Annotated in this window: 19 protein-coding genes; 5 read left to right on the top strand and 14 right to left on the bottom strand. The window is 65.3% G+C overall.

Translation table 11 applies throughout. The features are described 5' to 3' along the window. The first annotated feature begins 1 nt into the window (after position 1). Complete coding sequence (locus tag ACVW1B_RS07745; protein WP_253609421.1) at positions 2 to 748, top strand: CbtA family protein; 747 nt, start codon at positions 2 to 4, stop codon at positions 746 to 748. Here the strand turns inward: ACVW1B_RS07745 and ACVW1B_RS07740 are convergent. Next, a complete protein-coding gene (locus ACVW1B_RS07740) occupies positions 731 to 1,558 on the bottom strand; it encodes a dienelactone hydrolase family protein (RefSeq protein WP_456821461.1) in 828 nt (275 codons plus the stop codon). The genes ACVW1B_RS07745 and ACVW1B_RS07740 overlap by 18 nt on opposite strands. A gap of 104 nt (positions 1,559 to 1,662) precedes the next feature. Between ACVW1B_RS07740 and ACVW1B_RS07735 the strand changes: the two genes are divergently transcribed. Further along, a complete protein-coding gene (locus ACVW1B_RS07735; RefSeq protein WP_253609423.1) occupies positions 1,663 to 2,589 on the top strand; it encodes a GlxA family transcriptional regulator in 927 nt (308 codons plus the stop codon). A gap of 32 nt (positions 2,590 to 2,621) precedes the next feature. On the opposite strand, the gene ACVW1B_RS07730 is transcribed toward ACVW1B_RS07735, so the two are convergent. Beyond that, positions 2,622 to 3,317: a DUF4336 domain-containing protein gene (locus ACVW1B_RS07730; protein ID WP_253610053.1), complete on the bottom strand. Its 696-nt coding sequence runs from the start codon at positions 3,315 to 3,317 to the stop codon at positions 2,622 to 2,624. Between the two features lie 212 nt (positions 3,318 to 3,529). Between ACVW1B_RS07730 and ACVW1B_RS07725 the strand changes: the two genes are divergently transcribed. Beyond that, the gene (locus ACVW1B_RS07725; RefSeq protein ID WP_253609424.1) at positions 3,530 to 4,885 is read left to right on the top strand and encodes a glycosyltransferase family 87 protein; all 1,356 of its coding nucleotides are present in this window, start codon (positions 3,530 to 3,532) and stop codon (positions 4,883 to 4,885) included. Between the two features lie 240 nt (positions 4,886 to 5,125). Here the strand turns inward: ACVW1B_RS07725 and ACVW1B_RS07720 are convergent, their stop codons facing one another. From ACVW1B_RS07720 to ACVW1B_RS07665, 12 genes are all read right to left on the bottom strand, one after another. Next, a complete protein-coding gene (locus ACVW1B_RS07720) occupies positions 5,126 to 5,959 on the bottom strand; it encodes an inositol monophosphatase family protein (RefSeq protein ID WP_310882463.1) in 834 nt (277 codons plus the stop codon). Between the two features lie 57 nt (positions 5,960 to 6,016). Continuing rightward, positions 6,017 to 7,207, bottom strand: a complete 1,191-nt coding sequence (mmsB, locus tag ACVW1B_RS07715) for a multiple monosaccharide ABC transporter permease (RefSeq protein WP_168857111.1) — start codon at positions 7,205 to 7,207, stop codon at positions 6,017 to 6,019. Then, on the bottom strand, positions 7,204 to 8,784 hold the full coding sequence (gene mmsA / locus ACVW1B_RS07710; protein WP_456791898.1) for a multiple monosaccharide ABC transporter ATP-binding protein: 1,581 nt from the start codon (positions 8,782 to 8,784) through the stop codon (positions 7,204 to 7,206). Before mmsA ends, mmsB begins: the two co-directional genes overlap by 4 nt. Before the next feature lie 156 nt (positions 8,785 to 8,940). Next, a complete protein-coding gene (chvE, locus tag ACVW1B_RS07705; protein ID WP_456791897.1) occupies positions 8,941 to 10,011 on the bottom strand; it encodes a multiple monosaccharide ABC transporter substrate-binding protein in 1,071 nt (356 codons plus the stop codon). A 612-nt stretch (positions 10,012 to 10,623) separates the two neighbouring features. Beyond that, on the bottom strand, positions 10,624 to 11,340 hold the full coding sequence (locus tag ACVW1B_RS07700; RefSeq protein ID WP_253609428.1) for an HAD family hydrolase: 717 nt from the start codon (positions 11,338 to 11,340) through the stop codon (positions 10,624 to 10,626). Further along, entirely contained in the window at positions 11,337 to 12,278 is a 942-nt protein-coding gene (gene cbbX, locus ACVW1B_RS07695) for a CbbX protein (RefSeq protein ID WP_253609429.1), read from the bottom strand. The genes ACVW1B_RS07700 and cbbX overlap by 4 nt, the downstream gene beginning before the upstream one ends. Positions 12,279 to 12,387: 109 nt before the next feature. Beyond that, complete coding sequence (locus ACVW1B_RS07690; protein WP_076833455.1) at positions 12,388 to 12,813, bottom strand: ribulose bisphosphate carboxylase small subunit; 426 nt, start codon at positions 12,811 to 12,813, stop codon at positions 12,388 to 12,390. A 12-nt stretch (positions 12,814 to 12,825) separates the two neighbouring features. Beyond that, on the bottom strand, positions 12,826 to 14,283 hold the full coding sequence (locus tag ACVW1B_RS07685) for a form I ribulose bisphosphate carboxylase large subunit (RefSeq protein ID WP_038382128.1): 1,458 nt from the start codon (positions 14,281 to 14,283) through the stop codon (positions 12,826 to 12,828). 36 nt (positions 14,284 to 14,319) lie between these two features. Then, positions 14,320 to 15,402, bottom strand: coding sequence for a class II fructose-bisphosphate aldolase (gene fba, locus ACVW1B_RS07680; protein WP_283062445.1), 1,083 nt, complete (start codon positions 15,400 to 15,402; stop codon positions 14,320 to 14,322). A 15-nt stretch (positions 15,403 to 15,417) separates the two neighbouring features. Continuing rightward, on the bottom strand, positions 15,418 to 17,439 hold the full coding sequence (tkt, locus tag ACVW1B_RS07675) for a transketolase (RefSeq protein WP_253609430.1): 2,022 nt from the start codon (positions 17,437 to 17,439) through the stop codon (positions 15,418 to 15,420). Beyond that, positions 17,436 to 18,311: a phosphoribulokinase gene (locus tag ACVW1B_RS07670; RefSeq protein WP_092080122.1), complete on the bottom strand. Its 876-nt coding sequence runs from the start codon at positions 18,309 to 18,311 to the stop codon at positions 17,436 to 17,438. The genes tkt and ACVW1B_RS07670 overlap by 4 nt, the downstream gene beginning before the upstream one ends. Before the next feature lie 10 nt (positions 18,312 to 18,321). Continuing rightward, complete coding sequence (locus tag ACVW1B_RS07665) at positions 18,322 to 19,353, bottom strand: class 1 fructose-bisphosphatase (RefSeq protein ID WP_375167101.1); 1,032 nt, start codon at positions 19,351 to 19,353, stop codon at positions 18,322 to 18,324. Positions 19,354 to 19,508: 155 nt separating this feature from the next. Here ACVW1B_RS07665 and ACVW1B_RS07660 point away from each other — a divergent pair, with 155 nt between their 5' ends. Both ACVW1B_RS07660 and ACVW1B_RS07655 read left to right on the top strand, forming a co-directional pair. After that, the gene (locus ACVW1B_RS07660) at positions 19,509 to 20,435 is read left to right on the top strand and encodes a LysR family transcriptional regulator (RefSeq protein ID WP_028331483.1); all 927 of its coding nucleotides are present in this window, start codon (positions 19,509 to 19,511) and stop codon (positions 20,433 to 20,435) included. Positions 20,436 to 20,532: 97 nt separating this feature from the next. Then, complete coding sequence (locus ACVW1B_RS07655) at positions 20,533 to 22,290, top strand: ATP-binding protein (RefSeq protein ID WP_456823011.1); 1,758 nt, start codon at positions 20,533 to 20,535, stop codon at positions 22,288 to 22,290. Positions 22,291 to 22,296: the final 6 nt, after the last annotated feature.

Genomic DNA, 22,296 nt, shown 5'->3' with positions numbered 1-22,296 from the left:
CATGAGCACGTTTCGCTCGATCGTCTTCTCGTCGGTCATTGCCGGGTTCATCGTCGGCCTGATCGTCACGGCGGTCCAGCAGTTCGGCACCGTTCCCCTGATCCTCAGGGCCGAGGTCTACGAGAAGGCGGCCACGCACAAGCACGAAGCCGCCGCGCCACCGCAGGTGATCCTCGTCCATGATCATGCGGATCATGATCATGGCGCGGAGGCCTGGGAGCCGCGCGACGGTTTGGAACGCAACGTCTATACCGCGGGGGCAAACATCCTGACCGCGATCGGTTTTGCGCTTCTGCTCTGCGGCTTCCTTGCGGTTCGCAGCGGCGCGACCGGCGAGCGGATCTCGTGGCATGAAGGCTTGATGTGGGGCCTCGCCGGTTTCGCCGTCTTCACCATTGCTCCGGGCCTTGGACTGCCGCCTGAATTGCCGGGGGTCCCCACCGCTCCGCTGCTTTCGCGCCAGATCTGGTGGGTGACGGCGGTGCTGGCGACCGCAGCCGGCCTCGGGCTGATCGCGTTCCGGCGCTCGATGCCGGCCGCCATCGCCGGCGTGGTCCTGATCATGCTGCCGCATCTGATCGGCGCGCCCGAGCTGGAGCACGTCGAGACCAACGTGCCTTCGTCCCTGTCGCATCAGTTCATGGTCGCCGTCACGCTGACCAGTCTGGTGTTCTGGTCCCTGCTGGGCAGCCTGACGAGCGCCGCATTCGCCTATTTCGACCAGCCAAGCTCATCCGCTCGCGGGTGACAGCCGCTGCCGGAAGAACGCCAGGATCTCATCGCGGGCCGCGATGGTCGGCTGGCCGGCCTCGTCGATCAGATGCACAGTCACGACGCTGTGCGGTGTCGTGACGAAATTCCGGAAGAACGGCGGCACATCGCGGTTCGCCGCGCTGTCGGGAAGCACTCGCCCGATGAAGCGGTCGCCGAGCGCCTCGCGATAGGCCGCAAAGCGCTGCGCCATGCAGAACTTGTCGCCCTCAAAGCGATAGGCCAGCACGGTCAGGTCTTCGCGCTCCAACCGCTCGCGCACCGCCTTGACTTGCTCCGGTGCGATCTCGATGCCCGCCGGATCGTTCAATGGCAATGACGGCTGCGAAAGCACCGGCGCCAGCATCGACGGCTCCAGCATCATGGTGAGCGCGAAATTGCCGGTAAAGCACATCCCGATGGCCCCGACACCGGGACCGCCGCATTCGCCATGGGCAAATCGCGCCAGCGCGCGCAACCATTGCGTCACGGGACTGGACTGGTTTGCGGCCATCGCACGAAACTCCGCGCTGACGCAGGCGCGCTGAAACACCGCTGCGCCCTCCTCCGCGCTCGCAATAGCGCCGTCACGGCCGAACAGCGACGGCATATAGACGGTGAATCCGGCATCGCGAACCCAGCGGGCGAAGCGCGCCACATGCGGGCTGATGCCCGGCATCTCCGCCATCACGATCACCGCAGGACCTGCGCCGCCAACATGGACGGTCTTGCCGGCCCCATCGAGGGTAATCTGGCGGCGCTCGAAATCCTCGAGCGAATCGTCCTGGGTCATCGGCCGGTTCGGCATCGGCGGTCCTCCTGATCGAGATCGGCAGCGTCTCGGCACCAGAGTTGCGATTTTCCGGCCCGGCAGCTAGTGTCAAAAATGACATTGATCGCGGATTTTATGACATGACCAGGATCGCGGTTGTCGAGATCGACGGCTGCCTCGCGTCAGCGGCCGCCATCACCCACGACGTGCTGGCCACCGCCAACCGGATCAGTACCTCGAAGCGCGCGCGCTTCGAGGTGACGACGCTGCGTTATGGGCCGAAGCGGCGCGCCGCCCGATTGCGCGGCGCGGACCTGGTCATCGTTCCCGGGCTCGGCTCGGCATCGGCCGGCGAGCTGGAGCGGAAGCTGGCGACACCGGCATGTCGGCACGCCCGCGACATGCTGGTCACGGCGTTCGCGAGCGGCGCGATGCTCGCCGCGTCCTGCGCCAGCAGCTTCCTGCTCGCGGAGACCGGCCTGCTCGACGGCAAGCGAGCGACCACGACATGGTGGTTCGCGCCGCTGTTTCGGCAACGCTATCCGAATGTCGAGTTGATGACGGAGCGGATGGTGGTGGCCGACTGGCCGATCGCAACCGCCGGCGCGGCGATGGCGCAGATGGACCTGATGCTTGCGGTAATCACGCGTTTCGGCAGCCCGGCGCTGGCCAAGGGCTGCGCCAACTACCTGCTGCTTGGCGAGCGGCATTCGCAGGCGCCGTTCATGGCGATCAATTATCTTGCCAGCCAGGACCCCAAGGTTGCCAGGGCCGAGAAATGGGTGCGCAGCAACATCGCGCGCGACTTCACGGTCGGAGACGTTGCCACCGCCGTCGCGCTGACGCCGCGGACATTTGCCAGACGGCTCGAGTCGATCTGTGGCGTGTCGCCCATTCAATTCGTGCAACGCATCAGGATCGAGACGGCGCGGTCGTTGCTCGAGACCACGCGCCTGTCGGTCGAAGAGATCGCGGGCAAGGTCGGATATGCCGAGCCCTCGACCCTCCGCCGGCTGATCCGGCGCGAAACGCGGCATTCGCCGCGGCATTTCCGTTCAAGCGGTTGATCCGCAACGACGCCACATCAGCGATGAAATCATCACGCCGAGAGCCATGCGAAGGCGCGGCGCAAGAATGCCGGCGCATCCTTTTCGACTGGCGTGCCATGGGCCATCAGCACCCTTTCGGCGGGCCACGCCAGAATCCTCTGTAAGGCCGCGCGCGCGGCACGGCGGCCCGTGAAGGCAACGCGGAACTTGCGCGGCACCGACGGCTCCGGCCCGACCATCAGGTCGAGTTTCGCGATCGTCGCGCGCCAACCCGAGACCAGTTCGGGAGGAATCTGCTGCAGCAAGTCGGTGAACAGCACGGTGCCGCTTTCGACATGGAAGAACACCACCTCCGTGGTGATCAGGTTGCCGCGCATCACCACCTGATCGATCTGTCCGGCCCAGTCGAGGCTCGGCCCATCCGCGAGATCGGCATCGAAGCCGAGGTCACGGCGCCGCTTGCACAGGCCCGGCGGGGCGTGGAGCACAGCGGCAGGATAGGCCTGCTTCCACTCGGCGAGGAACAGATGATGCAGCGAGTTGGGCGCCACGATGTGCCTGACCTGGCCGAGCGCGTTGACGCCGGCCTGCAATTGCTCCGTCAACCGGACCGGCGACCAGATGAAAAGGGCGCCGTCCGCCAGTCTGACGACGGCCATCCGGGTCGGATAGTGAAACCCGGCGATCGCAAGGTTCGGCCCCCCGGCAATCCAGATGTCGTGGCCGAACTGCTGCAATATCGCCATTTGCGATGAAACCTGACCGTAGATCGCCGCATGCTGCCGCCGGCGTTGCGGGTTCATTTACCATGCCCGGCGTGACAGGCCGCGGACAAGGGGCAATGTCGATCATCGGTTCCGATTGCGCCGCGGCCAATTGCAACGATCGGGTTTACGCAACCTTAGACGATTTGATCCAAATGTTGCGCGTGCACGACGCGATTGGGATGAAGCGGCCGATGTCGCAGAAGTCGGACCTCGAGGGACACAGGCTGGCCTTCGCTGATGACGCCGCGCGTCACTTCGCGGCGGATGACGCGGGTCGTGGCGCTGCGATGCCGCGCGCGACCATCAGCCCAACTACGTCCACAGGTCAGCCGCAGGTGGCAATCGCGCATTCACGGCAGTCCGGCGCGGGCGTGCTGGTCTCCGCGCTGCGTGAGGCCGACTGGCTCACGGCTGACCGTGTCACCGCCTTCACCCGCGTATTTCTCGTCCTGTTCATCGCCTGCATCGCGATCATCCCATGGGCTGTGCCGACGATGGATGTCGGCCATGATTTCGCGGCGTTCTGGACCGCGGCGAAGCTCGCGCTCGAAGGCCGCGCCGGCGACGCCTATGGCGACGCGGGCCGCGCCGCTGTAGCCGCCGTGCTCGGTCAGAACACCTACGCACCGTTCTTCTACCCGCCGACGTCGCTGTTGTTCTGGCTGCCCTTTGCACTGGTTCCCTTTGCAACGGCGGCCGTCGTCTGGATCTTCGCGACCGGCGCCGCCTATGCAGCCGCGGTGAGAGCCATGCTCGAGCGCGGCTCCGTCGTTCCAGCGCTCGCCTTTCCCGCCGTGTGGGTGTGCGCGCTATTCGGACAGAATTCGCTGTTCTCGGCGGCTCTGCTCGGCGGATCGGCCGCCACGCTGGACCGCTACCCGGTGATCGCCGGCGCGCTGCTCGGGTGCTTCAGCTACAAGCCGCAGATCGCCCTGCTTGCGCCGCTGGTGCTGATCCTGACGCGGCGCTGGCGCGCGCTGGCTGCAGCGGCCGCAACGACGCTCGTGCTTGTGCTGGCGGCCACCGCCGTCTTCGGGATCGACCCGTGGATCAAGTTTGTTGCCGTGCTGCCGGAGGCAAGCGCCTGGAGCCTCGGCGGCGGCCCCGGTTTCGAGAAGTTCGCCAGTCCCTATGCCGCGGTCAGGCTGGCCGGCGGATCCAGCAGCACGGCCTGGCTCGTCCAGGTGACCACGGCCGCGATCGCGATCGCCGTCCTGGTCCTGGTGCTGCGAAAACGTCCCGGCGGCGCCGCCGAGATCGCGCTGATGGTGGCGATGACCGGCCTCTGCGTGCCGTCGCTGGGCAACTATGAGGTCGTGATCCTGGCGATCCCGGGCGCGTGGCTGATCGCGCAGGCGCTTGCACAGGGCTGGCTGCCCTATGAGCGCATCGCCCTCGCGGCGCTATATTTGACGCCATTCGCCATGGTGCCCGCGGGCGCCCACGGCCTGCAACTGGCACCGATCGCCGCCGCGGCAGTTGCCATCCTAGTCGTGCGCCGCATCAGGCATCTGCCCCTGCTGGACGGCGAAATCGTGCAGGCCTGACGCCCTAAGCGAAGGTATGACCCACAAACGCCGACCCATATTGGGTGTCGTCCCTGCGAAAGCAGGGACCCATAACCACAAATGCTGATTGTTGAACGATGTTGGGACAACGAGTCCCACTCACAACACCTGCCGCGGCGTATGGGTCCCTGCTTTCGCACCGAACAAGCTGTTTGACAGTTGAATCCGAAAACCAATGTGGCTCATAACCGCCGCAACGCGACGAACCGGCGTCCGCTGCTATCCAGCCGGCATCAGGATCGCCTCTCGCGCCGCGTGCCAGCTCGCCTCGTCGGGTGCGCACAGCAAGCCGCCGGTCAGATTGACCGGCCGGTAGGGTGATCCGTCGAAATGCGCGCTGTAGCCGCCGGCCTCGCGATGCAACAGCCAGCCCGCGGCATGATCCCATGGCATCAGCTTTTTGTAGAACAGCAGATGGCAATGTCCGGACGCCGCCATGCGATATTCGTGCGCGGCGCATCTGAGCCAGGCGCTGCCGCCGAGCCTGGAAAGATTGCCGGCGACGATCGTGCGCAGCGGCTCGGGCAGGAAGTTGACGCCGACGATCGCATCCATCTGCTTGACCGGCACGGCGGGAGCCACTTTGAGGTCATGCCGCCGGCCGTCCGGCATCGCGAGCCACGCGCCCTCGCCGCGCAGCGCGAATGCGGTGTCGTTGCTGACCGGATCATGGATCGCGCCGAACACGATCTCGCCGCGCATGGTGGCGGCCACCATGGTGCCGAACAGCGGAAGACTCGAGGTGAAGTTCCGCGTGCCGTCGATCGGATCGATGATGAAGGCAAGCTCCGCGGTTCCGACCTGATCGAGCGCGGCCGGATCACGCGCGGTGCCCTCCTCGCCGATCACAACCGCATTCGGAAACGCCCGCAGCAGCGCCGCCGATATCGCCTGCTCCGCCAGCTCATCGGCTTCGGTGACGACGTCGAATGCCGATGTCTTGGTGCGGACCTCGATCTCCCGCACGCGGCGGAACCGCGGCATGATCTCGCTGCGACCCACTTCGGCAAGGATGGCTCCGATATTCAGCGTATCGGCATGGGACAGTTTCACGCGGCATTCTCCTGCGTTGCGCCGGCACCCTACCGTGGAATTGTGACTGCGTGGCGGTCAGCGGCGCTGGTTGTAGACATCGATGCAGACGGCGCCAAGCAGCACGAGGCCCTTGATCACCTGCTGATAATCGATGCCGATACCGAGGATCGACATGCCGTTGTTCATGACGCCCATGATCATGGCGCCGACCACCGCGCCGCCGACCCGGCCGACGCCGCCATAGGCCGAGGCACCGCCGATGAAGCAGGCGGCGATCACATCGAGCTCGAAGCCGAGGCCGGCCTTCGGCGTCGCGGTGTTGAGCCGGGCTGCGAACACCAGCCCGGCGAGCGCGGCCAGCACGCCCATGTTGACGAAAGTGAAGAAGGTGAGCCGTTCGGTCTTGACGCCCGACAGTTTCGCCGCCTTGGCATTGCCGCCCACCGCGTAGATCTGCCGCCCGATCACCGTCCGCCGCGTGACGAAGCCATAGAGCGCGATCAGGACGGTCATGATGACAAGCACGTTGGGCAGGCCGCGATGCGAGGCGATCAGGTAGGTAAAGTAGAGCACCGCGCCCGCCAGCGCGATGCTCTTGACGATGAAAAACGCATACGGCTCGACGGCGATACCGTGCGCCTGCTCGCGCGCCCGGCTCCTGGCGGTCGCCAGCACCAGGACAAACGCCAGGACGATGCCGATCGCGAGCGACGTCGGATAGAGCGTGCCGGCGCTCGGGAACAGCTCGGGGATGAAGCCCGACGACAGCTTCTGGAAGGTCGGCGGGAACGGCCCGACCGACTGGCCCTGCAGGACAGCGAGCGCGAGGCCCTTGAACACCAGCATGCCCGCCAGCGTCACGATGAAGGACGGAATGCCGAAATAGGCCACCCAGTAGCCCTGGGCCGCACCGATCGCGGCGCCGACCAGGAGGCAGGCGACGAAGGCGATCGGGTAGCTGACATGGTAGCGCACCATCAGCACCGCCGCGACGGCGCCGACGAAGCCCGCGACCGAGCCGACCGAAAGGTCGATATGCCCGGTGACGATCACCAGCAGCATGCCGAGCGCCATGATGACGATGTAGCTGTTCTGCAGCACGAGGTTGGTGAGGTTGAGCGGCTGCAACAGCGTGCCGTCGGTCACGATCTCGAAGAACAGCATGATCGCGAGCAGCGACAGTAGCATGCCGTAGTTGCGCAGATTGTTCTTGATGAAGCCGGAATGCCTGGGGGCCTCGGGAAGTGATACCGTCTTGTCGGTCATGGTGCCCCTCCTCCGGCGCGTGCCACCCTTTCGTCGGCGCGGCGTCCGGACATTCTGACATTGCGCATGATGGCGCGCATGATCTTCTCCTGCGTCGCATCGTGGCCTGCGAACTCGCCGACGAAGGCGCCGTCATTCATCACGCAGATCCGGTCGCAGATGCCGAGCAGCTCGGGCATCTCCGAGGAGATCACCACGACGCCCCTGCCGGCCTCCGCCAGCTCGTTGATGATGGAGTAGATCTCGTATTTCGCCCCGACGTCGATCCCGCGCGTCGGCTCGTCCAGCAGCAGCACCCTCGGATCGGTCATCAGCCATTTCGACAGCACGACCTTCTGCTGGTTGCCGCCCGAGAGGTCGCCGGTCGCCTGGTAGACGTCGGAGCAGCGGATCCGCATCCGGGTGCGGTAGTCGCTCGCGGCCTTCAGCTCGGCGACATCGTCGATCACGCCGCGATCCGACACCTGGCGCAGGCTCGCCACCGTCACGTTCTTGCGGACGTCGGCGGCAAGGATCAGCCCGAGCTGCTTGCGGTCTTCGGTGACATAGGCGATGCCGGCATCGATCGCGGCCGGCACGCTGGACAGATCGGCCTCGCGTCCATCGAGGCGGACCTTGCCGGAGACGTTGGTGCCCCAGGCGCGGCCGAACAGGCTCATGGCGAACTCGGTGCGGCCGGCGCCCATCAGGCCGGCGATGCCGACTACCTCGCCGCGGCGCAGTGTGAAGTCGACGTTCTTGATCACCTGCCGCTCGGTATGCAGCGGGTGATACACTGACCAGTTCTCCACCGTCATCACGGGTTCGCCGATCTCCGCCTTCCGCTCGGGAAAACGATGCGCCAGATCGCGGTCAACCATGCTGCGGATGATGCGGTCCTCCTCGATGCGCTCGGTGCGGCAGTCGATGCTGTCGACGGTGCGGCCGTCGCGCAGCACCGTGATGCGGTCGGCGACCCGCGCAACCTCGTTCAGCTTGTGCGAGATCAGGATCGAGGCGATGCCCTGCTCGCGGAAGGCCAGGAGACGCTCGAGCAAGGCGGCGCTGTCGGCCTCGTTAAGACTTGCGGTCGGCTCGTCGAGGATCAGGAGACGCACCCGCTTGGACAGCGCCTTGGCGATCTCCACGAGCTGCTGCTTGCCGACGCCGAGGTCGGTGATCAGCGTATCCGGCGGCTCCCGCAGGCCGACCTGCGCCAACAGCTCGGCGGTCCGCCGATGCACCGCGTTGCGGTCGATGACGCCGAACCGCGACGGCGGATGCGACAGAAAGATGTTCTCGGCAATCGACATCAGCGGAATCAGCGCCAGCTCCTGATGGATGATGATGATCCCGAGCGCCTCGCTGTCGTTGATGTCGCGGAAGCGCCGCTCCTCGCCGTCGAACACGATCGACCCATCGTAGCTGCCGGCCGGATAGACCCCGCTCAGCACCTTCATCAAGGTCGACTTGCCGGCGCCGTTTTCGCCGACCAGCGCATGGATCTGCCCGGCCTCGACGGTGAAGCTGACGTCGCGCAGCGCCTGCACGCCGGCAAAGCTCTTGCTGACGCCGCGCATCTCAAGCATTGCCGTCATCGGATCATGTCCCGCAGCGTCGATCGTCCCCGGCCCGGCTCGCTGCCGCTCCGCCCTAGAGCCCATTCCGTTCCGATTAAATCGGAACGGGGCTCCAGATTCTAGTTTGATGCGTTTTCCGCACGCGAACTGGTACCCACTTCGCTCGAAAACGCTCTAGTCGAATTGCGAGCGCTTGTAGTAGCCGCTGTCAATCAGGACTTTCTCCCAATTGTTCTTATCCACCACGACCGGCTTGAGGAGATAGGACGGAACCACCTTGACCCCGTTGTTGTAGGTCTTGGTGTCGTTGACGGCGACCTCCTTCTTGCTCAGCACAGCGTCGACCATGTCGGCGGTCACCTTGGCGAGGTCGCGGGTGTCCTTGAAGATGGTCGAGTATTGCTCGCCGCGCAGCATCGCCTTGATCGAGGGGACTTCGGCATCCTGCCCGCTGATGTACGGCATCGGCTGGTCCTTGCTGCCGTAGCCGACGCTCTTCAGCGAGGAGATGATGCCGATCGACAGGCCGTCATAGGGCGACAGCACCGCGTCGACGCGCTTCTTGCCGTAGAACGCGCTGAGCAGGTTGTCCATCCGCGCCTGCGCGGTCGCACCGTCCCAGCGCAGCGTCGCAACCTTGTTCATGCCCGTCTGGCCGCTGCCGACCACGAGCTTGCCGCTGTCGATATAGGGCTTCAACACCGACATCGCGCCGTCGTAGAAGAAGTACGCGTTGTTGTCGTCGGGCGAGCCGCCGAACAGCTCGATGTTGAAGGGCCCCTTGCCTTCCTTGAGCCCGAGCGCGTTCTCGATCGACTGGGCCTGCAGCACACCGACCTGGAAATTGTCGAAGGTCGCGTAATAGTCGACGTTGGGGGTGCCGCGGATCAGGCGGTCATAGGCGATCACCGTGATGCCCTGGGCCTTGGCCTGCTTCAGGACATCGGACAAGGTGGTGCCGTCGATGGCGGCGATGACCAGCACCTTGGCGCCCTTGGTCACCATGTTCTCGACCTGGGAGAGCTGGTTCGGAATGTCGTCTTCGGCATATTGCAGATCGGTGCCGTAGCCGCGCTCCTTCAGCACCTTGACCATGTTGTTGCCGTCGTCGATCCAGCGTGCCGAGGACTTGGTCGGCATCGCGATGCCGATGGTCGGCTTGCTCTGGGCGAGCGCGTCGCGATCCGACACCGCCGCGGCAAGGCCGGCCAGCGCGAGCGCGAACAAGGTCTTCAATTTGAACATGCTTCACTCCCTCGTTTTTTGAGTTGGGGTACCGTTGCCGTGGACAGCGTCAATCGACGGCTATCGTTCGTGGGCGGACCGCAGATCTACGGCGATGTCGGATCGGCGCCGGGACCGTCACGAACCGAAATTGCGGAATGTCGATCGACCCCGTCAACAGCGCCGATGCTCGCTCCGCACGATCGGCCATGTCGATCCCGCAATGCCGGGTTCAGTCGCGAGTCATGTCGTGGGACGAACGAGGCGCAGGAATGACGTGGAGGATCATGAGGCGCCGGTCTCCCGGAATCGTTGGCGAGCGCCAGCGTCCGACAGGACGTCTGGCGGTGCGCTGCCGTTTTCTGCACCCTTTGGTTGATGTTGCCGCTGCAATGTGGACGCAAGCGCCGACTGGCCATTTATTTCATTATCCGAAGAAATTGATCGGAGACGCGGAGGGTCGCAGGGGTACTGTCCGGAATCGCTGGCAAGTCCTATCGCCTCCCAGGTGGTGCAGCACCGCTTCTGGTAACCTTTCGCCGGATTGTGCCTTCACCCTGCTATGGATGCAAGCGCCATTTATTTCACCATCTGAATAAATTGGCCTGAGCTGCCGGCCGGGGGCAGCGAGCTTCAGGCGTCGATGTCAGAGAGATCGTCAACAACCAGCAAAGCCTCGGCAAAATCGTCGTCGCCGAAATAGGTGCTGCGGGTGATGACGACGGGGATGCCGGCGCGCGCCGCGGCGGCGAGGCCGTTGCCGGAATCCTCGATTGCGACGCAATCTCCCGGCCCGAGCCCGAGCCGGGTCAGGACCTCGGTGTAGACATCGGGCGCCGGCTTCTTGCGCGGCACGTCGTCGCCGGCAACGATCGCCTCGAACTGATCGGCCCAGTCCAGCCCGAGCGAAACCGAAAGCAGCGCATCGATATTGCCGTGCGAGGTGGTGGTTGCGATCGCGAGGCGCTGGCCGCGGCTGCGCGCGCCGGCGAGCCAGGCCCTGACGCCCGGCCGCAACGGGCAGCCGCCCGCGGCAATCAGCACGGCGTAGCGCGCGGTCTTGATCCTGTGCAGGTCAGCGATCTCGGCGAATGTCAGCATTGGGACCGCGTTGCGCTGGTCGAAGGCGCGGATGCGCTCCTTGCCTCCGGCCACCCGCAGCAGCCGCGCGTAAGTGACCTGATCCCAGAACCAATCGAGCCCGGCTTCGGCAAAGGCTTCATTGAAGGCGCGGCGGTGCACCTCCTCGGTTTCGGCGAGCGTGCCGTCGACATCGAAGATCAAGGCGCGGGCGCTCGCAATGATGTCGCGCATCCCGGCGGTCCGGATCACGGCGAGCGCCTCGTTCATCGTCCCTCGCCCGCCGCACCGGCGCCTTTGACGAACACCCGGCTGGCGAGCACGTCGCCGGCCTCGATCGACATCACGTCGTCGGCGGTGAGCGTGCGGTCGAGCTTCGCCACGATCCGGTTGGCCTGGCGCAGCCGGATGCGATCGAGCGCATTGCGGATCGAGCGTGCATTGGAGAACAGCGGCTGTTCTTTGCGCACGGCGATGTAACGGATGAAGGCCTCGCGGGCTTCCGGAGAGAACTGATAATTCTGCTGCTGCAACATCAGCTCGGCGATCCAGAGCAACTCGCCGTCGGAATAGTCGGGGAAATCGATGTGATGCGCGATGCGGGAGCGGAAGCCCGGATTGCTCTGGAAGAATTTCTCCATGCGGTCGCCATAGCCGGCCAGGATCACCACCAGATCCTCGCGCTGCTGCTCCATCACCTGCAGCAGGATCTCGATCGCCTCCTGTCCGTAGTCGCGCTCGTTTTCCGGGCGATAGAGGTAATAGGCCTCGTCGATGAACAACACGCCGCCCATCGCCTTCTTTAAGATCTCCTTGGTCTTCGGCGCGGTGTGGCCGATATATTGGCCGACGAGGTCGTCGCGCGTGACGCTGATGACGTGGCCGCGGCGCACGAAGCCGAGCTTGTGCAGGATGCCGGCCATCCGCAGCGCGACCGTGGTCTTGCCGGTGCCGGGATTGCCGGTGAACGACATGTGCAGGGTCGGAAACGTCGTCGCCAGCGCCATCTTCTGCCTGATGCGTTCGACCAGCAGCAGCGAGGCGATCTCGCGGATGCGGGTCTTCACCGGCTTCAGGCCGATCAATTCGGAATCGAGCTGGTCGAGCACGTCGCCGATGCCGAGGTCGGCGAATTCATGGCGAAGGTCGATAGTCTCGAGCGGGGTCTCGCGGATTTGTTCGCTGATCTGTTCTTGCGCTTGCGTCATTGTCCTCTCGCCTGGAAAAGCTCCGTCGCCGCGGCGGCGACGACGGAGAAGTGCATCCGGACCAGGACGGTCGAGGGAGCAACCCGCCTGGTTTGCAAGCCGGACGCGGTCAATGATCGGTGTAGCGTTCGCCTTCGGGGCGGCCCGCTGCATAGGAATGGGTCGCATAACGCAGATTGCGTCCGGCCGCCTCCTGGCGGTCGAGCCGGAAGCCTGGCTCCTCCTGCGGCCGGTTGACGATGAAGGAGATGCGAACCGACTCCCAGCCCGGGCTGGAATCAAAGCCGGAGATCCGGATATAGCGGTCGCCATAGACCCGTCGGCAGTCGGCGAGCTCCTTCATGATGCCCGCCGCATCGCGCAGGTCGAACATCGGCAGGCCCCACATGTCCCAATAGGTGTTGCGGGGATGCGGATCGTCGGTGAACTCGATGTTCACCGCCCAACCCTTGTCGAGGCAGTATTGCACCTGCGCGGCGATCTGCTCGTCGGTGAGATCGGGCAGGAACGAGAAGCAGCCTTGGGTAACGCGCATGAGTATCTCCTCTCAGACCGCCATGCTCGGCGTGGGAACGAAATCGGGGGCGTCGGTCGACTCGTAGTTGAAGGTGACGTCCTTCCAGACGTCGAGCGCCTCGCGCAGCGGCGTGCAGGTCTGCGCCGCCTTGGCCAGGATCTCCGGCCCCTCATGGACGTAGTCGCGCCCCTCGTTGCGGGCGAGGATCATGGCTTCCAGCGCGACGCGGTTGGCGGTGGCGCCGGCCTGGATGCCGCGGGGATGGCCGATGGTGCCGCCGCCGAACTGCAGCACGACGTCCTCGCCGAGCAGATCGAGCAGCTGGTGCATCTGGCCGGCATGAATGCCGCCCGAGGCCACCGGCATGAGCTTGTTGAGGCTCGCCCAGTTCTGGTCGAAGAACACGCCGTGCTCCAGGTGCAACGGATTGAAGTCCTCGCGGCAGATGTCGTAATAGCCGCGGGTGGTGTTTGGATCGCCTTCGAGCTTGCCGACCACCGTGCCGGCATGGATGTGATCGACGCCGGCGAGCCGCATCCATTTCGCGATCACGCGGAACGAGACGCCGTGGCTGCGCTGCCGCGTGTAGGTCGAGTGGCCGGCGCGATGCAGATGCAGGATCATGTTATTCTTGCGCGCCCACTTCGCCATCGACTGGATCGCGGTGTAGCCGATCACAAGGTCGATCATGACGATGTTGGAGCCGAGCTCATGGGCAAACTCGGCGCGCTCGTACATATCCTCCATGGTCGCCGCGGTGACGTTGAGATAGGTCCCCTTGATCTCGCCGGTCGCGGCCTGCGCGCGGTTGACCGCCTCCATGCAGTAGAGGAAGCGCTCGCGCCAGTGCATGAAGGGCTGCGAGTTGATGTTCTCGTCGTCCTTGGTGAAATCGAGCCCGCCTTTCAGCGCCTCATAGACGACGCGGCCATAGTTGCGGCCGGACAGGCCGAGCTTCGGCTTCACGGTGGCGCCGAGCAATGGACGGCCGAACTTGTCGAGCCGCTCGCGCTCCACCACGATGCCGGTCGCCGGGCCCTGGAATGTCTTCACATAGGCAGTCGGCAGCCGCATGTCCTCGAGCCGCAATGCCTTCAGCGGTTTGAACCCGAACACATTGCCGATGATCGAGGCGGTCAGGTTCGAGATCGAGCCCGGCTCGAACAGGTCGAGGTCATAGGCGATGTAGGCGAAGTAGCTGCCCGGCGAATTCGGCACCGGATCGACGCGGTAGCACTTCGCCCGGTATTTCTCCGCGGCCGTCAGCCGGTCGGTCCACACCACGGTCCAGGTCGCGGTCGAGGATTCGCCCGCCACAGCCGCGCAGGCTTCGGTCGGATCGACGCCGTCTTGCGGCGTGACGCGGAACAAGGCGATGACGTCGGTGTCCTTGGGCTCGTAGTTCGGCTCCCAATAGCCCATCCGCTTGTATTCCATCACGCCGGACTTGTAGCGATCCTTGCCGCGCACGGTGATCGACTGCTGCATATTCATCGAAATCTCCTGTGGTTCGTCGCCATTTGCTCAGGCGGCCTGGGTCATCTTTCCAATTTGCGGATCGAGCGCGCCGGCGCGATAGCGGCGAGCCATTTCCGGCAGTGCAACCACCTTGATTCTGGCGGCATTGCCGGCCGTGCCGAACTGCTCGAAGCGGTCACGGCAGAGTTCGCGTAGCGCATCCATCGCCGGCTTCAGGAATTTGCGCGGATCGAACTCACTCTTCGACTGGACGGCGACCTTGCGGAAGGCCGCCGCCATCGCCAGGCGGCAATCGGTGTCGATATTGACCTTGCGCACCCCGTGCTTGATGCCGCGAACGATCTCCTCGACCGGGACGCCCCAGGTCTGCGGCATCTCGCCGCCGAACTGGTTGAACATGTCCTGCAGCGGCTGCGGTACCGAGGACGAGCCGTGCATCACCAGATGCGTGTTCGGCAGGCGGCTGTGGATCTCCTCGACCACGCGCATCGCCAGGATCTCGCCGTCGGGCCGCCGCGTGAACTTGTAGGCGCCGTGCGAGGTACCCATCGCGATTGCAAGCGCATCGACCTTGGTGGCGCGGACGAAGTCGACCGCCTGATCCGGATCGGTGAGCAGCTGGTCATGGCTCAGCTTGCCCTCGACGCCGTGACCGTCCTCCTGCTCGCCGCCGCCATGCTCGAGCGAGCCGAGCACGCCGAGCTCGCCTTCGACCGACGCGCCGACCCAGTGCGCCATGTCGACCACCCGGCGGGTGATATCGACGTTGTAGTCATAGTCGGCTGCGGTCTTGGCGTCGGCCTTGAGCGAGCCGTCCATCATGACGGAGGTGAAGCCGTAACGGATCGCGGTGGCGCAGGTCGCCTCTTCGTTTCCGTGATCGAGATGCAGGCAGAGCGGAATCTGCGGATGCATCTCCTCGAGCGCGTCGATCATCTTCGCCAGCATGATGTCGTTGGCATAGGAGCGCGCGCCGCGCGAGGCCTGGATGATGACAGGCGCATCGCAGGAAGCCGCCGCCTCCATGATGGCGAGGCCCTGCTCCATATTGTTGATGTTGAAGGCCGGAACGCCGTAGCCGCGTTCGGCGGCGTGGTCCAGCAACTGCCTCAGGGTTATCCGCGCCATGGTGGCGTCCTCCTTTCAATTCGCTCGTTGAATGAGCTGTTTTGCTGCAGCAGCGATTGCCGCGGGCGTGATGCCGAATTCGCGGTAGAGCACGTCGGCCGGCGCGGAAGCGCCGAAGCCGGCCATGCCGACGAATGCACCGTCGTCTCCGAGCCAACGCGTCCAGTCGCCCTCGACCGCAGCCTCCACGCCGACGCGCGGGGCGCTGCCCAGCACCTGGGCGCGATAGTCGCTCGGCTGCTGGCGGAACAGGTCGAAGCACGGGGCCGAGACGACCGCGGCCTGTACCCCGTCTTCCGCCAGCAGCTTTGCGGCTTCGAGCGCAATCGCCACCTCCGAACCCGTTGCAATCAGGGTGACGTCACGCGCGAAGGCCGGCTCGACGAGAACGTAGGCGCCGAGCGCGACCTGGTTGTCCTTGCTGCCGTCGCGAACCGTCGGCAGCGCCTGCCGCGACAGGCAGAGGATCGACGGCGAGGTCTCTGCCTTCAGCGCGCAGTCCCACGCTTCCGCCGTCTCGACCGCATCGGCCGGGCGGAACACCAGGACGTTCGGGATCGCGCGCAGCGCCGCCAGATGCTCGACCGGCTGATGCGTCGGCCCGTCCTCGCCGAGTCCGATGGAATCGTGGGTCATCACATGGATGACGCGGATCCCCATCAGCGCCGCAAGGCGGATCGCCGGCCGGCTGTAATCGGCAAAGCTGAGGAAGGTGCCGCCATAGGGAATGAACCCGCCGTGCAGGGCGACGCCGTTCATCGCCGCGGCCATGCCGTGTTCGCGAATGCCGTAGTGGATGTAGCTGCCGTCGAGCGTTTCCGGCCGCACCGAAACCTGCGACTTCGCCAGCGTCAGATTGGAGTGCGTGAGGTCGGCCGAGCCGCCCAGCAAATTGGGCAACGCCTCCGCGATCACGTCGATGACCTGCTGCGAAGCCTGCCGCGTGGCGAGCTTCGGCCGCTCGGTCGCGAACCGCTCCACCAGCTTGGCCATCGCCTCGGCATAGGCGCAGGGCAATTTCCGGTTCAGCGCATCGTGGAACGGAGACCGCTCGGCCCTGTCGCCCTTGCAGGCGCCGCGCGAACGCTCGATCCAGGCCCGCCGTGCGTCGCGGCCGCGGCCGCCGAGCTCGCGCCACTCCGCCAGCACCGCATCGGGAATCTCGAATGCCGGATACGGCCAGCGCAGCGCGGCACGGGTCTTCGCCACCTCATCGGCACCGAGCGGCGCGCCATGCACCTTTTCGCTGCCCTGCCGGTTCGGCGCGCCGAACCCGATCACCGTCCGGCAGGCGATCAACGACGGACGATCGCTCGATCGCGCCTGCCTGATCGCCGCGGTGATCGCCTGCGGATCGTGGCCGTCGACGCGGTTGACGTTCCAGCCGCTGGCCTTGAACCGCGCCGTCTGGTCGTCCGAGCAGGACAGCGAGGTGGCGCCGTCGATCGAGATATGATTGTCGTCGAACAGCACGATCAAGCGGTTCAGCCGCAAATGGCCGGCCAGCGAGATCGCCTCATGGCTGATGCCTTCCATCAGGCAGCCATCGCCGGCGATCACATAGGTGTAGTGGTCGACGAGGTCGTCGCCGAAGCGGGCGTTCATCAGCCGCTCGGCAAGCGCCATGCCGACCGCGGTCGCAACCCCCTGCCCGAGCGGCCCGGTCGTGGTCTCGACACCCGGGGTGTGGCCGTACTCGGGATGGCCCGGGGTCTTCGATCCCCACTGCCGGAACGCCTTGAGCTGGTCGAGCGTCATGCTCTCGTAGCCTGTGAGGTAAAGCAGCGCGTAGAGCAGCATCGAGCCGTGACCGGCCGACAGCACGAAGCGGTCGCGGTCGGGCCACGCCGGATCGGCCGGGTCGAACTTCAGGAAGTCCGTGAACAGCACGGTCGCGACATCGGCCATGCCCATCGGCATGCCGGGGTGGCCGGATTTCGCCTGCTCGACCGCGTCGACGGCGAGGAAGCGGATGGCGTTGGCCATCTCGTCGTGGCTGATTTCGGGGCGGCTGGCTACGGACGCAAGTGCGGTCATATCGTTCGCCTCTTTCGTTCGATCAGTTGCAGGATCAGCGGGGTCAGGATGAGCTGCATCGCGAGGTCGAGCTTGGCGCCGTGCACCACGATCGAATTGGCGCGCGACATGAAGCTGTTCGGGATCATCGAGAGCAGATAGGGGAAGTCGATGCCGCGCGGGTTCTTCAAGCGGATCACGACCATCGATTCATCCGGCGTCGGGATCCAGCGCGCGATGAAAGGGTTCGACGTATCGACGGTCGGCACGCGCTGGAAGTTGATGTCGGTCTCGGTGAATTGCGGACAGATGTAGTTCACGTAGTCCGGCATGCGGCGCAGGATGGTGTCGGTCACCGCCTCGGTGGAGTAGCCGCGATGGCTGCGATCGCGGTGCAGCTTCTGGATCCATTCGAGGTTGATGACCGGCACGACGCCGATCTTGAGGTCGGCATGCTGCGCGACATTCACCTTGTCGGTGACCACGGCGCCGTGCAGGCCCTCGTAGAACAGGAGGTCGGAATTCTCCGGCAGCGCCTCCCAGGCGGTGAAGGTGCCGGGCTTGGCGCCGTAGAGCCGCGCCTCCTCCTCGTCGTGCACATAGTGCCGCGTGGTTCCGGTGCCGGTCTCGGCATAGTCGCTGAACAGCTTCTCCAGCTCCTGGAACAAATTGGTCTCGGGGCTGAAATGGCTGAAGTGCTTGTTGCCGCGCTCGGCTCTCTCCGCCATCAGGCTGCGCATCTCGGCGCGGTCGTAGCGGTGGAACGCGTCGCCCTCGATATAGGCGGCGACCACGTTCTCGCGGCGGAAGATGTTCTCGAAGGTCTTCTTCACCGAGGTGGTGCCGGCCCCGGAGGAGCCGGTGATCGAGATGATGGGATGCCGACGTGACATGCGGTCCTCCTCAGCGGAACAGGCCGCGCCGCGCGAACAGCGGGGCATCGCTGCTTTCGAACAACGGCTCGACGGTCAGGTGGATCGCATCGACGTCGCGCACGGCGCGCGCCGATCCCATGATCAGGGGCACACGCTGATGCGGCGTGCGTGCCGACAGTTCGAGAATGCGCGACCGGCCGTTCGACGCGGCGCCGCCCGCCCATTCCATGATCAGTGCGATGGGATGCGCCTCGTACAGCAGACGCAACCGGCCTTCGCGGTAGCCCTGGCGCGCATCCGCCGGATACAGGAACACGCCGCCGCGCATCAGGATGCGGTAGGCCTCGGCGACCAGCGAGCCGATCCAGCGCATGTTGAAGTCCTGCCCGCGCTCACCGTTCACGCCGGCGAGGCACTCGTCGATGTAGCTGCGCACCGGGCCGCTCCAGTGCCGCCGATTCGAGGCATTGATGGCGAATTCCGACGCATCCTGCGGCACGCGCAGATCGCGCGCGGTCAGGACGAACTCACCGGTTCGCGGGTCCAGCGTGAAACAGTCGACGCATTGGTCGAGCGCCAGCACCAGCACGGTCTGTGGACCGTAGATGAAGCAACCTGCGGCGCATTGCGCCGTGCCGGGCTCGAAGAAGGTCGAGATGACGTCGTTTCCCTTCGGCCGGATCGAGAAGATCGTGCCGATCGAGATGTTGTTTTCGAGATTGGCGGATCCATCGAGCGGATCGATCGCGACGCAGAGCGGCGCGTCGGGATCGAGCGTCTCGGGCAGTTCGACTTCCTCCGACAGCACTGCGGCGACCGGCGCGGCGCGCAGCGCGTTCCGCATCAGGTCGTCGGCGACGATGTCGATGGTCTTCTGGCGATCGCCGTCGGGATTGACGCCGCCGCTCTCGCCGCCGACTCCGGCGAGCGGCCCGGCGGCAATGATGCGCGAGAGCTCGATCGCCGCACGCGCAAGGGCTTCGATCACCACAACGGTCGCGGCGCGCAACGGGTTGTGTTGCGTCGGCCACTCCAGATGGGCATGCAATGCAGGACGAATCTCCACCGGCCTCTCCCTATGATCGCGCCCTCTGTCCCGAGGCTTCGAGAGGCGACCTCAGGGGAGTCGCCTTCGCCCTATCAACGCGCGAATTGCCCAATTAGGGAAATTTTATTATCTTTGGTCCGGGCAAAGTATTTCTTATGGAGCTTGTCATGGCCGGCAACTTCTCACGGGATCTCACCATCCGCCAGCTGCGCGCACTGTCGACCTTGCACGAGGCCGGATCGATCACGTCGGCCGCCAACCGGTTGAACCTGACGCAGCCCGCGGTGACGCTGCAGCTTCGCAACCTGCAGGCGCTCGCGGGGTTGCCGCTGATCCAGCGCACCGGCGACGGTATGGCGCTGACGGATGCCGGCGCGCATGTGCTGACGCTGGTCGAGCGGATCGAGGCGGCGCTGAAGGATTGCGAGCAGTCGCTCGACATGATCGCCGGCCGCAGCGGCGGCCGCGTCGCGATGGGCGCGGTCTCCACCGCGAAATACTTCGTGCCGTTCGCGATCGCGGCGTTCTCGCGCCGCTTTCCCAAGATCGAGGTCACGCTCAGGATCGGCAACCGCGAGGAGATTCGCGACGCGCTGCGCGGCTATGATCTCGACATCGCGGTGATGGGCCGGCCGCCGGCCGACGTCGAGGTCGAGATGAAGCCGCTCGGCCGGCATCCGCACTTCATCGTCGCCGCGCCCGATCATCGGCTGGCGCGGCGGCGGCACGTCGCCCCATCGGAGCTCGCCAACGAAACCTTCATCACTCGCGAGCAAGGATCGGGGACGCGGATGCTGATGCAGCAATATTTCGAGCGGGTCGGGCTGGAGCCGAAACTCGGCATGGCGATGGACAGCAACGAGACCATCAAGCAGGCGGTGATGGCCGGGCTCGGCATCGCCTTCATCTCCCAGCACACGGTGTTCCATGAGCTGGAGGACGGCCGGCTGGTGGTGCTCAAGGTGAAGGGCCTGCCGATCGTCCGGCAGTGGCACGCGATCAGGCGCGCCGACAAGATCCTGCTGCCGCCCGCGCAGGCCATGCTGGATTTCCTCGGCAAGGAGGGCTGGCGCTATCTGCCGAATTCAAACTAGCGCCCGGGCGACGTTGCAACGCCCGATCGAGCCAGAAAATCGAGGTGGTGCCGTATGTTAGGCATTGAAGTTCCGCGAAACGCATGTCACATCTTGACTGCGGTCACCCGGCGGACCGCACCCTGCGAGGGAGGTTGAACTGCAGAACCAGTCCCCGCCGACGCCCGACTTCAAGGCGTTATTCGAGGCGGCGCCCGGCCTTTATCTGGTGCTGACGCAGCCCGACTTCCGCATCGTGGCAGTGAGCGACGCGTATCTGCGCGCCACCAAGACCGAGCGCGCCGCGATCCTCGGGCGCGGGCTGTTCGAGGTGTTTCCCGACAATCCGGACGATCCGACCGCCGACGGCGTGCGGAACCTGCGCGCCTCGCTCGAGCGCGTGGTCCAGTTCCGCCGCCCCGACACCATGACGGTGCAGAAATACGATATCCGCAAGCCCGAGTCGGAGGGCGGCGGCTTCGAGGAACGCTACTGGAGCCCGCGCAATACGCCGGTGCTGGGGCCGAACGGGCAGTTCACCTACATCATCCATCGGGTCGAAGACGTCACCAGCTTCATCCAGCTGAAGCAGCGCGGTGCCGAGCAGGACCAGCTGACCGACCGGCTGCGCGAGCGCACCGAGCAGATGGAAGCGGAAATCTTCATGCGCGCCCGCGAGGTCGAGGCCGCCCGCGAACAGCTCGAAGCCGAGCAAAAGCTCCGCCAGGTGCAGAAAATGGAGGCCGTCGGGCACCTCTCCGGCGGCATCGCCCACGACTTCAACAATATCCTGACCGTCATCACCGGCCTGATCGACATCCTCGCGGAAGCCGTTGAACATGATCCCGCGCTGTCGTCTGTCGCCAAGATGATCACCGACGCCGCATTTCGCGGTGCAGAAGTGACCAAGCACCTGCTGGCCTTCTCGCGGCTGCAGCCGCTGCAACCGCGTGAAGCGAATCTCAACACCCTGGTGCAGGACACCGCGCGGCTGCTGCGCCCCTCGCTCGGCGAGCAGATCGAGATCGATACCGCGCTCGAGCCCGACGCCTGGTCGGCTTTCATCGATCCGAACCACATGGCGACCGCGTTGCTCAATCTCGCCGTCAATGCCCGCGATGCGATGCCCGATGGCGGCAAGCTGATGCTGGAGACCAGCAACGTCATCCTCGACGAGGTTTATGCCGTCGCCAACCCCGACGTGCGGGCGGGTGAATATGTGATGGTCGCGGTTAGCGACACCGGCGGTGGCATCCCGGCGGGGATCCGCGACAAGGTGTTCGAGCCGTTCTTCACCACCAAGGACACCGGCAAGGGCACCGGGCTCGGGCTCAGCATGGTGTACGGCTTCATCAAGCAGTCCAACGGACACCTCAAGATCTATTCCGAAGAGGGCCACGGCACCTCGATCAAGCTCTATCTGCCGCGCAGCAGCGGCGACATGATCGACGTCGAGCCGCCTCCTCCGGTCGACACCCGCGGCGGCAATGAATCCATCCTGGTCGTCGAGGACGATCCGCTGGTGCGCAATTACGTCAGCGCCCAGCTCGAGCAACTTGGCTATCACACCATGGTCACCGCCAACGGCCCGGAAGCACTGGCTGCGGTCGACAAGGGGTTCGTCTGCGACGTGCTGTTCACCGACGTCATCATGTCCGGCGGCATGAACGGCCGGCAGGTCGCCGACGCCGTGATCGCCAAACTGCCCTCGGTGCGCGTGCTCTTCACCTCCGGCTACACCGAGGACGCGATCATCCACCACGGCCGTCTCGATCCGGATGTGACGCTGCTGCCGAAGCCCTATCGCAAGTCCGATCTCGCGCGGATGATCCGGCAGGTGCTGGCCCAGCCGCCGGCGGCGGCAATGGGCAAGTGACGCGGG

This window comes from Bradyrhizobium sp. USDA 4502 (assembly GCF_054063355.1).
This window is presented reverse-complemented; position numbering and strand designations above follow the sequence as displayed.